General features: G+C 45.3%; 7 protein-coding genes, 1 tRNA gene and 1 pseudogene. 4 read left to right on the top strand and 5 right to left on the bottom strand.

The annotated features are described in order from the left end of the window. Positions 1-112 precede the first annotated feature (112 nt). Positions 113-1,453: a D-alanyl-D-alanine carboxypeptidase gene (locus QUB66_RS16090; RefSeq protein WP_332968700.1), complete on the top strand. Its 1,341-nt coding sequence runs from the start codon at positions 113-115 to the stop codon at positions 1,451-1,453. Positions 1,454-1,692: 239 nt separating this feature from the next. On the opposite strand, the gene QUB66_RS16085 is transcribed toward QUB66_RS16090, so the two are convergent. Beyond that, the gene (locus QUB66_RS16085; protein WP_332968698.1) at positions 1,693-2,436 is read right to left on the bottom strand and encodes a TylF/MycF/NovP-related O-methyltransferase; all 744 of its coding nucleotides are present in this window, start codon (positions 2,434-2,436) and stop codon (positions 1,693-1,695) included. 607 nt (positions 2,437-3,043) lie between these two features. Here QUB66_RS16085 and QUB66_RS16080 point away from each other — a divergent pair. Then, entirely contained in the window at positions 3,044-3,271 is a 228-nt protein-coding gene (locus QUB66_RS16080; RefSeq protein ID WP_332968697.1) for a DUF2809 domain-containing protein, read from the top strand. Between the two features lie 91 nt (positions 3,272-3,362). Here the strand turns inward: QUB66_RS16080 and QUB66_RS16075 are convergent, their stop codons facing one another. After that, positions 3,363-4,466 carry an N-acetylmuramoyl-L-alanine amidase-like domain-containing protein gene (locus tag QUB66_RS16075; protein WP_332968694.1) on the bottom strand — a complete coding sequence of 368 codons (1,104 nt, stop codon included), beginning with the start codon at positions 4,464-4,466 and terminating at the stop codon, positions 3,363-3,365. A gap of 179 nt (positions 4,467-4,645) precedes the next feature. Here QUB66_RS16075 and QUB66_RS16070 point away from each other — a divergent pair, with 179 nt between their 5' ends. Beyond that, the gene (locus tag QUB66_RS16070) at positions 4,646-6,334 is read left to right on the top strand and encodes a serine hydrolase (protein ID WP_332971253.1); all 1,689 of its coding nucleotides are present in this window, start codon (positions 4,646-4,648) and stop codon (positions 6,332-6,334) included. Between the two features lie 334 nt (positions 6,335-6,668). On the opposite strand, the gene QUB66_RS16065 is transcribed toward QUB66_RS16070, so the two are convergent. Together QUB66_RS16065 and QUB66_RS16060 are read right to left on the bottom strand one after the other, a co-directional pair. Further along, positions 6,669-6,740 (bottom strand) — tRNA-Gln (locus QUB66_RS16065). Positions 6,741-6,841: 101 nt separating this feature from the next. Beyond that, the gene (locus tag QUB66_RS16060; protein WP_332968692.1) at positions 6,842-9,637 is read right to left on the bottom strand and encodes a GAF domain-containing protein; all 2,796 of its coding nucleotides are present in this window, start codon (positions 9,635-9,637) and stop codon (positions 6,842-6,844) included. A 733-nt stretch (positions 9,638-10,370) separates the two neighbouring features. On the opposite strand from QUB66_RS16060, the gene QUB66_RS16055 reads away from it, so the two are divergent. Then, positions 10,371-10,760, top strand: a complete 390-nt coding sequence (locus QUB66_RS16055) for a response regulator (protein WP_265233970.1) — start codon at positions 10,371-10,373, stop codon at positions 10,758-10,760. A gap of 658 nt (positions 10,761-11,418) precedes the next feature. Here QUB66_RS16055 and QUB66_RS16050 read toward each other — a convergent pair. Continuing rightward, positions 11,419-12,509 (bottom strand): annotated as a pseudogene (locus tag QUB66_RS16050) (ISAs1 family transposase). Between the last annotated feature and the right edge of the window lie 262 nt (positions 12,510-12,771).

Below are 12,771 nucleotides of genomic sequence, written 5' to 3'. Positions count from 1 at the left end.
TATTTAACGAAAGCAAGAAGACGCGAAGTGCGCGAAGCAAGATCGGAGAAGGAAGACGCGCAGCTAATGCTAAACTTTCCATCGGGCGTGCCGACAGATGATGGTAAATTTGATGGAAAAAATTAAGGTAATGTTGAAAAACCGCTACTTGACTGCTGTAAGTTCGATCGCCATTCTCACAATTATCACCGGATGCGCCGCTACCGAATCAGCCCAACTTGCAACTCCCTCTCCTATAGCCGAATCTTCCCCGCCGCCGGTTAAACCAAGTCAGCCCTTAACAGTCTCTGTCAACAATCCCGAAACCGCCACAAATACCAAAATCCAGCAATATCTCAACGGATTGACAGCCCAAGGTTCTGCCAAAGAAGACCAAGGAATCTGGATGCAATCGGGCAATACTTTGCTAGCCAACCATCAAGGTACAGTTCCTCTGTCAGCCGCATCCATTACCAAAGTCGCCACATCTCTGGTAGCCCTGCAAGAATTCGGGCCGGAACATCAATTTATTACCTTAATTAGTACCGACGGCACAATCAAAGACGGCGTATTAACAGGCGATTTGATTGTTCAGGGTAGTGAAGATCCGTTGTTTGTTTGGGAAGAGGCGATCGCCCTCGGTAACACCTTAAATCAAAAAGGTATCAAGCGCATCACTGGCAATTTGATAATTGTCGATAAATTTTACATGAATTTTGAATTAAATCCCCTCAAATCAGGAGAATTGCTAAAACAAGCATTCAACAGTCAAAACTGGCCGAGCGAAGCCGCCGCCCAGTATCAAACACTAGCTCCAAATACCCCAAAACCTCAAATAGTAATTGATGGTACTGTCAAAGTTGTGCCAGCACTTCCCACCAGCCTGCCTTTAGTAAAACATTATTCTTTGCCCCTCGCCGAACTGATCAAAAAAATGAATCAGTACAGCAACAATCTCATGGCAGATATGCTCGCTGATAGTGTCGGCGGCGCGAAAATAGTCGCAGAAAAAGCAGCAGCAGCAACTGGAGTTCCTCCCGCCGAAATTCAACTCGTCAACGGTTCGGGATTGAGCGAAGATAACCGTATTTCTCCGAGGGCTGCTTGCGCGTTATTTATAGCTTTAGAAGGCTATCTTAAACCTTACAATATGACAGTTGCCGATGTCTTAACTATAGTTGGAAAAGATGAAGGAATCCTCTCAGAACGACCGCTGCCAAAATTAGCAGTAATCAAATCTGGCACCTTGGATAATGTTAGCGCTTTGGGCGGAGCGCTGCCAACTAAAAAACAGGAAACAGTATGGTTTGTAATTATGAATAGAGGGGTCAATGTCGAGGGATTTCGCACTCAGCAAGAGGTTTTGCTGAAAAGCTTTTTGAATGATTGGGGAACTGTTCAAGCCTCACCGGCGGAATTAACGGCAAATCCTGCTAGAAAGAGTAAGGTGTCTCGCAACGAAATTATCAATTAATCTGGTTTGTGGTAAGGAGTTTCGTCCTTTATTTTTAAGTCGTCTAATGTGTGCCACAAGCACCGAGCCCGCTCAGGAGTGCAATGGACGGATTTGCGTCATTATAGGTGTTGGCGATCGGCAATCAACAAGATTTATTGCCGATCGACAAATTCCGAGGATCGCTCTATTCAGGAAAGCGATCAAACACTCTCAGGATAGAAACACCCGATTATTATTCCTATAAAACTGCTCTCTCTCTACAGCTTGCGAAAATAGCCGTTGGAATACTCACAAGCATAGAGTACAGAGACTTTTTCAGGCTTGTCTTCAAAAAACTCGTCACAAGCACGTTTTACACCAGGCGATTTGAATGGCCCAGCAGTATATGGACGTGAAAACACCTTGTCATCATAATAAATGCCAAATAAGCAAATAGCTCCTGGCGTTAGACGCTCGTACACATAGGGCAGTACATATTTAGTAGAGCTATATAGATCGCCGTCCACAATCGCAAAGCTTATCCGATCTGGAAGACATGAAGGAACAGTATCCTCGAACCATCCTTTATGAATATGTGGTAGCTCCAGTCCAACATCGGAAAAATTCTTTTTGAATCTGTCGAGTTTAGCTGTCATCGAACCTTGAGCGTATATTCCATCTTTAATATCGTCTTCTTGTAGTGTTGGAAGCCCTTCAAAGCTGTCAAACACATGAAATTGTTTCTCCGGCGCATACTCATTCAGAATTTTTTGGATCACAATGGAGCTTTCGCCGGCATTACAACCCACTTCGACAACATCACCATCTACTTTGTATACTGCTGTTTGGCTCGCAAAATGAAAAATATTCATTCGAGCTTCTACACTTGCCATTCCAGGCGTTTTTGGAATAACTTGACCGTTCAAGCGAAATTTATTCAATACCCGATTAGCCAAACGATGGCGTTTGCGTGGAGTCCGGTGATCCCAATCAAAATAAGTTGCAATGAAAGTATTGTCCATGTCGTTTACTAGATGAAATCGTGAATAGTGGTTTAAAGGATGATGACTTCACTTAGAATCATTGCGTCAGCAGCATAGTAGTGGAACAGAATTACATAGTTTTGAACAGCGGTGGAACAAACGTTTTGGAATCTGCTAAAAGCAATGATTTTAAATAGAAGAAATGAAAATCCTATCTTTGCAAAGAAGTTGAGTAACACTCACTTCATTGGTAACTGTTCAGGGGGTAAATAGAGATCAGGGTTTCAGGCGATAAAATCACTTGACTTAGCCTCATAACTTCAAACTTAGAGGCTTAATAGTGTCTCAAGCTTATTAACTTCGTACCCTCCCTTAACGGTTACAGAGATAGAGTACCCAAAGAAAATGTTGCTACCTGAGATACTCCAAATTGGTTGACTTCTCTAGAATTGCACGCAATTATGAAATCAGGATGAAATGCCGATCGATCCAAAGCCTGAAATCATCTCCCTTTCTGAAGCAAGAGGCAATTACTTGAATTCACATCTAAGGTAAAGGCTGATGGTGGGTAGGTTCTCACGTTTTGTCAATTCACCAATGTCTCAGGGTAAGTGATTACCAATAAACGTAGTTTATTGGTAATCACTTGTTAAAAGAATGGGGAGTTTTGATTTGTAACTCCGCAATTGAATTTAGCCAACTGTGGCATCCTCCTTTTTTGCAATGGATTGGGGCTACATTATTCGGGAGTCTATTTATCGGTAGTGGCTTGGCTTGCAGAGGATTTTGTTTGGTATATCTTGGGATGTATTATGGACTGGTTTTGGTGGTTTGTCTGAAGCATAAAATCATGAAAAAACACCAAAAAATCTAACAAATTCGATTGTTAGGAAGGCAATTTCTTTTTGTGATAACAGGTTTGTAGTAAGGACTTTAGTCATTTATTTTGATAACCTCACGTATCTTTATCTGGGATCGATCGCCCTAGCGACTACAATGCCGATCGCGCTTTCGACTCTGCTAATATATCTTTGCAAGTCGTAAGCAACTGTCACAGCCCCAGCCGGCGAAGCATGAATTAAGCCCAGATTCCCGTCTGCATTGCGGTACACAAAACCCGTGTGGGTGACATCCAATCCTTTAACATCCGTGGCTACCGCCACAATATCCCCAGGTTTTAACTGAGAATACACACTTTTGATCCGATTTGTCGGGATGTAATTAACCGTAGTTTTGGCTAAGTCTGCTTCTTGGTTGACTATGCACTGATAAGTTGCTTCGTCTTTTACCATTTGCGGGTAACTGCTGCGGTGCTGGCTCATGAAATTTAATGTTTTATTCATCGGCACTCCGCCCAATTGAGTGGTAATATTTTCTACGGTTTGCCGTTTTTGATTGTCGTTAATCCATTCGGAAAAATAGTGCAAGCGGCTGCAATAACCGTTTATTTTACCGTTTACATACCGCTGTTGTTCTATGCGATTTACAAAGTTTTGATAGTCGTAATCTTTGACGGCTACGCCTCGCGAAATAGCCAAAACTGTCTCTACAAATAAAACACAATCAAATTTATTTAAGGTAATAATCAACTTTTCTGCGCCGGATTTGTCCAGCAAACCCTCGGCGTAGGGCTTTCCTAGGAAATTATCGCCGATCGCCTGGATGATTTGTCCGATCGCGCGATCGGGCAAATTTTGCTGTTTTGCATACTGTACAATCTGATCAAAACGTGCTATATCTTCGGGTTGTGCAGCGGTTTCTCTCGCAGTATTGTCTGAGTCTGGTCGTCTCGCCAGCACTTCGAGCCATTGGGAATAGGAAATTTTAGGTAAATTGTTGATTTCCCAAAACAGACTCGGAAAACTGGACACAGTTTGCTTGTTTATTGTTTCCCGATTTTCGCTTTCTCTGGTCAACTCAGCCACTACATCCGCGCCCTGTGCTTTTGTTTGTCGATCGACAACAGTGACAGCAGGTGGAGACTGAAATGCCCAAACATCAGGTATCAAAGAATTATTCACAATGGCGATCACAAATCCCAAAACAGCCAGATTCCCAAAATTTCTCATGTTTTTCTAAGGATTTTGCTTCAACTGAGTGCTATCGTGAAACCTTTACAATTATTAGAACTGTCAATCAGCCTAGCAGGCAGATTAAATTGACGATAGCGGACTCGATCGACACTCTTGTCAATTGGACGCCGCCCTATTATAAACTGATCGTGCGAGTTTGATACCACAACACTGTAATGCAAGTAGACCGCCGACGCCGCCCAATCGGGCCCCAACGCCCCATCCAGCCCCGACGCCAAACCAGCGAGCGTCCAGTCCCATCCCGACGCCAAACCAGCGATCGCCCAGTCCAGTCCCGACGCCCAATCCAGATCCGACGTGCAATAGACCTTTGGCAAAAGTCGCTCTCAATTATTAAATTTATCTGGGTTGATCTGGGTTTGTCTGCCTTGTATCTGCGGTTGATCGATCAATCAAAGATTTATGTAAGAGCTCTAATCCAATCTCGTCGCCAAACCAGCGATCGTCCAGTCGCGCTGCGACGGCAAATCAGCGATCGTCCAGTCGCATCTCGCTCTCAAATCAGAGATCGCCCAGTCGCATCTCGCTCTCAAATCAGCGATCGTCCAGTCGCGCTGCGACGGCAAATCAGAGATCGCCCAGTCGCATCTCGATCTCAAATCAGCGATCGTCCAGTCGCGCTGCGACGGCAAATCAGCGATCGCCCAGTCGCATCTCGATCTCAAATCAGCGATCGTCCAGTCCCATCTCAACGCCGACTGAAGGCAAAATTGTCTCGGCTCAAATACCGCAACATTTTGTGTTTAATTGCCGGGGCGATCGCGTTCTTTTGGATACTCACAATGCCCTTCAGAACTCGCCGCCCCGCAGAACCACCCGTCATCTTGCCTCAAGAGGCTATCTCGCCACCGACAATTCAAACACCCCAAAATGTAGTCGATAGTCAAAGCGATCCTACCTTCACCTACAACATCAAAACACCTCCCAATCCAGTTTATTCTCAAGAATTGCAAGGGATTGTTGATGAAGCTGTGAAAATTGCAACCAGCAAAGGATTGCCCGCAGACAAGCTATCAATTAGCTTATTTGATGTCAGCAATCCTCAAAATCACAGCTTCGCCGGATATCAAAATCAAACTCTCAGATTTCCTGCTAGCGTTGCCAAGTTATTTTGGATGGCAGCCTTTTACTCAGCCATAGAAAAAGGCATGATTACCCAAAAAGAATCTGCGTTTAAAAACGACCTAGAACAAATGATTGGCATCTCCAACAACGATGCCGCTAGCAGGATTTTAGACAAACTCACTGATACAAAATCCGGCGGACGGCTCGCAGGAGAAGAGTTGCAAACATGGCTGCAAAAGCGCAGGCAAATTAACACATTTTTCCAGTCAGCAGGCTACAATGATATTCGTATAAGCACCAAAAATTATCCCATATACTATTTAAGGCAAGAAGGCCCAGTCGGTCGCGATTTGCAATTGCGGGGCGATGATTCTCAGCCGATTCGCAATCAAGTAACTAGCGATCAAGCCGCCAGATTAATATATGAAATCTATACTAGGCAAGCTGTTTCCAGCATCGCCAGCCGCAAAATGGCTTACTTGCTGACGAGAGATTTAGACCCCAAGGCATGGAAAAATGACCCTAGTAACTCGATCAAAGGATTTCTGGGCGAGTCTTTACCAAGTAATATTTATTTTGGTTCCAAGGTTGGCTATACTTCCAAATCCCGCAGCGAAGTTGCATTTGTCAGGACTTTGGACGATCGCGCGATTTATATCTTAGCTGTTTTTGCCGACGATCCGGCTTATTCCAAGGACGAAACAGCCTTTCCGGCAATTTCCCGATACGTGTTCGATCGACTAAATACTCGCGGGCCCGGTGCGATCAAACAACCATAATAAAATTGGTTCGTAGCTTGGATGCAGACGGCGGTTGAAACCGCGTCTATACAAACGATGTCCGCCTCTGCGGACTAAGGAATGAGAATTAAATAACTTACAATTTGATGATTCTTGTGGGATGGGCGTCCCGCCCGTTCTTTATGGACGGGCGGGACGCCCATCCCACAAACTTGTGTAAATTATTTAATTTGCGATCGTAAGAGATGATAGCGCAATTTTAACCGCCCACTCTTCAACCCGCGGAGGCGGGTTTTGCCTGTGTAGACGCGGTTTCTAACCGCCCGGTTTTCTTTCATCAACAATTGAAAAAACAATTGCAAGAATCATATAACTGGGGCGAAAGGATTCGAACCTCTGAATGGCTGGACCAAAACCAGCTGCCTTACCACTTGGCGACGCCCCAACGTCTTAACCTTCATCATATTAGCACTCACACACCGGAATCTGTCAAGCACTTTGACAATAAAGTTTAAAAAATCTTTTTGCAACCGATCGCCCGCCAGTTTATTCTTTCACCATAACGGGTCGAACCAGCGGGATTTCAATCCAGAACTCCGCTCCCTGTCCGGGTTTCGAGATACACTTCAAACTGCCGCCGTGTTTTTCCACCACAATCTGGTAGCTGATAGACAAACCGAGTCCCGTACCCTTACCCACAGGTTTAGTGGTAAAGAAAGGGTCAAACAAGTGGCCTTTAGCTTTTTCGGCCAATCCCGGCCCGCTGTCGCGAATCCGAATCACCACAAGTTGACCGATCGACTTTCCTGACTCAGCAGCCTCCGAGTATCGGCTCACCACCGCCGTCGAGATTTCGATCGTCTTGGGTGCGGGCTGATTTTCCAAAGAGTCGATCGCATTCCCCAAAATATTCATAAATACTTGGTTGAGCTGTCCGGGATAGCACTCTACCTTCGGCAAGTCACCGTAGTCTTTAATTAACTCAATTCCCGGTATTAGCCCGTTTGACTTCAAGCGACTGTGCAAAATCAGCAGCGTGCTGTCAATCCCTTCGTGAATGTCCACCGGCTTCATCTCGGCTTCGTCGTGCCGCGCGAAGTTCCGCAGAGACAGGACAATTTGGCGGATGCGTTCGGCTCCCATCTCTATTGAACACAGAATTTTCAGCAAATCTGGCACTATGAAATCAACATCGATTTCTTCGCTTTTGTCGAGAATTTCCTGGCAAGGATCGGGGTAGTGCTGTTGATACAAGTGCAGCAAATCCAGCAGATTTTTCATGTACTGCTTGCAATAAGTCAAGTTGCCGTAAATAAAATTAACCGGATTGTTAATTTCGTGGGCGACGCCGGCGACCATTAGACCGAGAGAGGACATTTTTTCGTTTTGGATGAGCTGAGCTTCTTTCTGCTGCAACTGCTGCAAAGTTTCCGTCAGTTGGCGGGCTTGAGTTTGGGCGGCTAAGGCTGCCGCGCGGGTTTGGGCGTAAAGTTCGGCTTGGTCGATCGCGATCGCCAGTTGATCCACCACCGCTTGCAGCAATTCCACTTCGCTCGTCGCCCAGGAACGGTGGCTGCTGTAATGGTTGCAAACTATCGCCCCCATTTGACCGGAGTGAGTCTTGAGCGGCAGCAGCAGCTTAGAAACAATTCCGACACCAGTTAAAAAAGCTCGCGTGGGCGGTTCTATGCAGGGTGCTGTTGCAGCGTACTCGATCCGCAGCGTTTGGCGATCGCGAATTTTCTCGGCCAGCAGCGTTACTTGTTCCATCGGGTATTCTGTGAGGCGCTCTTTCAGTTCGGGATTTGCCGCCTCGTGGGTCATCGCAAAGTTTGGCTGCCCGTCTCGCGAGATGGAGTACCACAAAAAGTAGCACTGGTCAACCTGCAACAAGCTGCGAATTTCGTTGACAGCCGTATCTAAAATTTTGTCGAGGTCGAGGGAATTCCGCATCTGGCTGGCGAGACCGAAGAGCAGGCCTTCCCGGCGGCTCAACAATTCTTCTCGGGCCTTGACGCGATCGATCGCCACGGCGATGGCGTTAGCCATGCAGCCCAGAACTTCTAGCGCCCCCTCGCTTACCGAAGCGCTACTGCATAGAGCCATCACTCCCACCAGCCGCTCCTCCACAATCAGCGGATAGGCAATCGCCCAGAGAGACGGGTTCGACATTAGGCACACAGGAGCCGTTTGGAGTTTTCCCGGTTCTGAGCGCACCCAATCTTCTATTTGCCGTTCCCACTCTTGGCTGCTGAGTCCTGAAGCCGCCTGCAATTCTAACCGCTCTGTCTGCGGGTTGAACGTCCAGATGCTCGCCCCTGCGGCGTCGAGGTAATCTACCATTGCCTCGGTGCAGCGGTTGAGGATGGCAGATATTTTCCCCCCTTGTCCGAGGGCTGCACCGACTTTAGCTTGCAGGGTTCCCAAGCGCGATCGCTCCTGTAGCGAGGCTGCCGTTGGTTGGCGATCAGAGCTGTCCCGTGCTCCGGCAAAGATTTCTGGGATTTGTTTGGTATCGCGATCGCCCCCGATGCGCCCTGAAGTTTCCCGCAAATATTGAGATTTGTCGGTTTCCCCGATGGTCGGGAGCTTTTTTGTCCGGTATCTTCTCGTGCCGCTCTGTGGCGTCTGTGCGGCACAGGGGGAGTCGCGGTATCGAACTAACTCCGAGATTTGCTGCCTGTCCGAGGTGATATCTTCTACCTCTGCTGTCTCTTTCTGGGCTTTGACTAATTGCCAGCGCAGCTCCACCAAAATCGCAACTTGCCGAGTTAAAGTTTCCATAGCATCTATCGTTTTTTTTGTCAAGTCTCTCGGCACGGAGTCCATGACGGATAGCACTCCTAGCATCTGCCCGTCTGAGGTGACGACTGGGATGCCGGCGTAAAATTTCACAAAGGGGTAGGAAACGGTGAGCGGATGCTCGACAAATCCCACGTCTGTGGAAGCGTCTCGGACAATGGCGGCGGGTAGTTCCTTGAAGGAATTTGCAGGGGGTGCGATCGCTGAATAAGGAGCAACTGGCGGTTTTTGTGGGGGAATTGCCCGGTCAAATTCCGAGTTTGAGCCGACGGCTAACTCTTCGGCAGTTTGGTTGATCGCGCGATCGCAAAAATTTAGGTAACGGTGGCCCAAAGTTCGATCGATACCTAGCTGCGACTTCAACCAGTGGCGGTTACCGTCAATCAAGCTCAAGAAAGCCATAGGAGTGTGGCTGATCTGAGCCGCCAAGCCTACCAAATCGTCAAAGCAAGCCTCTGGATCCGAGCCGAGAAGCTGATACAAGTCGATGTTATGGAACTCGAACACTTTTTTACCAAGAGGCAAGGGTGCTTTCATCATCTATAACTTCCCATCTAGTTGCTGGCAACCGCCCTTCTCAATACTTCCCTGGAAAAACAAGCTATGAATTTTGTGCTGGGAGACTGTGGGCGCAAGTCCCGCGCAGGCTGCTTGCGCCGAACTCCGACTAACATCTTGACTGACATCGAAACTTTTGAGTTATAGCAGTTAGAGCACCGCAGATCTAAGACTGTATAAATTATACTTCCAGTTGACTATGCTTTTGATACATCCGGCTGGGTGAATCTAAGAGCCTCGGTGGGGAGGAAGCACCTTTCAAGAATATATGGCGATCGCTTACATAGAATTTTTTAATCAATTTAATAGTATCTTAACAGACTTATCTAATCGTGGGTAGCTGGCTTACTGGTAGATTAAAATAATTGGTTTGTGTCACAATACCACGGCAGTTTACCGAGCTGTGCCGCAGGTAGATCAACTACATTTAGGAGATCAACTACAAAAGATTGCCAAAATGTTAAACTTTGTAACAATAGTTGGTCAAACTCCACCGTCGAGGGTTTCTACGTTCGGATGCACATTTTGCTTATAATCGCCGATCGACTCCTTTCCTAATCCATTTTTTAGAGTTTGAGGTCAAAAAAACAGCGGTGAGGTTTCTAGTAGCACTCCAACGGAGTTGGCAATTATTTCGCAGAGGCAACTCTCAAAAAATGACGGCGGCAATTATGTTTTGTATTTTCAACAACTATTAATAAACAGGGAGAAGAATATGTCTGCAAGTAGCAGTCAAGTACCAACCATTTTGGCCGTTGATGATAGCGTCGTCATGCAAGGACTGGTCAAACAAGCCTTAAGCAAAGAGTTTCGAGTTCTCGTGACAGACAATGCAGTGGATGCTTTGTCAACTATTTATCACGAACAAATTTCGGTTTTGTTGCTCGATGTTTCCATGCCTGGTATTGACGGATTGGAACTCTGCCGCACCGTGCGCAGCTTACCTCAATTTCATAATTTGCCGATCGTGATGCTGACAGCGCGAGATGGAGCATTTGATAAGGTACAAGGGCGTTTGGCGGGAGCGACAGAGTATTTAACTAAGCCCTTTGATGCTGAAAAATTGCGCGAAGTAATTGGTAAATTTATCAATCTAAAATCATAAAAGTTATCCGCCCTACATCACAGAAACAGTCCTCTATATGTAGGGTGCGCACTGCCAGCCCTGTCAAGGTGTGTGCTGAGCTTGGTTTTTAGTGCCTCAAACCCTTGAAATCTCGAAGGATGCGATCGTTAAATCTGCTTTTTTTAACAGGTGATTACCGAAGTCTGCCACTAGGATGATGTAAATAAATTGATCGCACTAATCATCGTTCGGGCAATACACACTTACAAACTACGGAATTTCAAGGATTTTACGTACTAAAAACCAAGCTCTACAGACACCTTGACAGGGTTGGGTGCGCACTGCGCACCGAGAGCGCTATAAGTAGCGCGTCAAACAATATTACCAATTCCCAATTCCCCATGACCTCATTCAACTGCCAGGGGGAACGCATCTTATTGAACACTGTTCATCGGTGGTGAGTATATTTTAAGATAAATTCACCATTGTTAGAAGCTATAGACACACTTTGTAATGACTTTTAAGAGAAAAGAGGAACTGATTAATGATAATTTTTACTTGCTGCCATTTTTGAGACAATAAAAAGCTTACAACTACTGTTTACAAGTTGTATAATAGTTAGCAATGAGTTGTTCGTGAGAATTTAGTTGACTGAAACAGCGAGGATTTTAGTCAAATACTCATCATCCCACCCGGCTCAAAGTCGCTTGTTCTTTGCTCCAGTTTTTGAGGTTTTTTCTTGATTCAAAAGATTGAGAGAGATATGTCTAAGAATAGAAAAATTTTGCGGAGCATTATCTTTTATGATCCGACAATCATCTTCACGAAAACCCACATCTAGTACCCAATGTAAAGAATTTTCGATTCCCCAATGGCTGCGTACTGATTCACCAAGATGAGAGAGCATTATTTGGTAAACTACTAATGTAATAACGAATTTCAATAGTGGTTTTTCCCTTCACTATTCGCACCGATTCTATCATACCTATACTCTGAAGTTTCTCCCATTGATTGTCTGGATCAATCAGCTCTTTGATTTCACTTAACATGGTTGTGATTTCGGATTTCTGAGCGATCGTAATTATTCTCTTTTTTGGGCGAATAAACTGTATATGTAAAGCCAGAAAATCCTTTTCTAATTGCTTATTTAAACAACTCCTCTACTCTGGCATACAGGGATGGCTGGTTCTTTTTTAAGGTGATAACGTAGTCTCCTCCCTGTTCGACAATTGACTTCACAATTAACCTCTGACAGCCCATCGCATCAATGGTGACAATGCTTCCGTTTAATTCTAATACTTTGAGTAAAGCCGGAATTGCTGTGATTTCATTGGATTTTTTGTCAACTTTAACTTGCCCTAAAACTAATCTTTGACTGGTCGCCCAAGCACTTACCATATGAATCGCTTTTTTATCTCCTCCCGATCGTAAGAATGGCGAAGAGTTTTGCCATCAATTGCGATTACCTCTCCTGGATTGAAGCAGCTAATAGATTGAATCCAGTTCAAAAAACATTTCTGAAACTGCTCCGGTTTGAGACGAGAAAATACTCTTGCAATTGTGTCATGTGATGGTATGCCATTCGGTAATTCTAAAATCTTCTTTAACCATTCGTATTTAGAGCGACCGTAACTCTCGATATCCACCCATGTGTCAGCACCACAAATCACGGCACAAATTGAGATAGTAATAATATCAATTAATTGATGGCGTTTCGTCCGCTCAACTTGCTTGATCTTCTAAGTCGGCAAAATGGTCGGCAATGGTAATTTTAGGTTTGAGTTTCATAATGATAAACTCTAATTAAATGTTTTTTAGGTAGTTAAGAATTCTTCTCCAGGATACCATAAGCTGTTAACATAAAATTTAGATGCGTTCGCCCTGTTAAGGGGGGCTAGGGGGGATCGCATTCTATGCAGCCTCATAAAAAATTGGTATTATGCGATCGTATTAGGTTGGGTAGCGAGGTACTTAGAGACCTCCACAAAAAGAATGATCCAACAGCTATGTGGGTTTAGCGAAAATTTCCACGAACCATTTTTGAAGATTG

This window comes from Microcoleus sp. A2-C3 (assembly GCF_036706065.1).
In the GTDB taxonomy this organism is placed as follows: domain Bacteria; phylum Cyanobacteriota; class Cyanobacteriia; order Cyanobacteriales; family Microcoleaceae; genus Microcoleus.
This window is presented reverse-complemented; position numbering and strand designations above follow the sequence as displayed.

What these genes read in the sequence shown, in the direction of transcription:
- QUB66_RS16090 (WP_332968700.1), top strand. Translation starts at nt 113, where the DNA reads ATGGAAAAAATTAAGGTAATGTTGAAAAACCGCTACTTGACTGCTGTA.
- QUB66_RS16075 (WP_332968694.1), bottom strand. Translation starts at nt 4,466, where the DNA reads ATGAGAAATTTTGGGAATCTGGCTGTTTTGGGATTTGTGATCGCCATT.
- QUB66_RS16085 (WP_332968698.1), bottom strand. Translation starts at nt 2,436, where the DNA reads ATGGACAATACTTTCATTGCAACTTATTTTGATTGGGATCACCGGACT.
- QUB66_RS16070 (WP_332971253.1), top strand. Translation starts at nt 4,646, where the DNA reads ATGCAAGTAGACCGCCGACGCCGCCCAATCGGGCCCCAACGCCCCATC.
- QUB66_RS16060 (WP_332968692.1), bottom strand. Translation starts at nt 9,637, where the DNA reads ATGATGAAAGCACCCTTGCCTCTTGGTAAAAAAGTGTTCGAGTTCCAT.
- QUB66_RS16055 (WP_265233970.1), top strand. Translation starts at nt 10,371, where the DNA reads ATGTCTGCAAGTAGCAGTCAAGTACCAACCATTTTGGCCGTTGATGAT.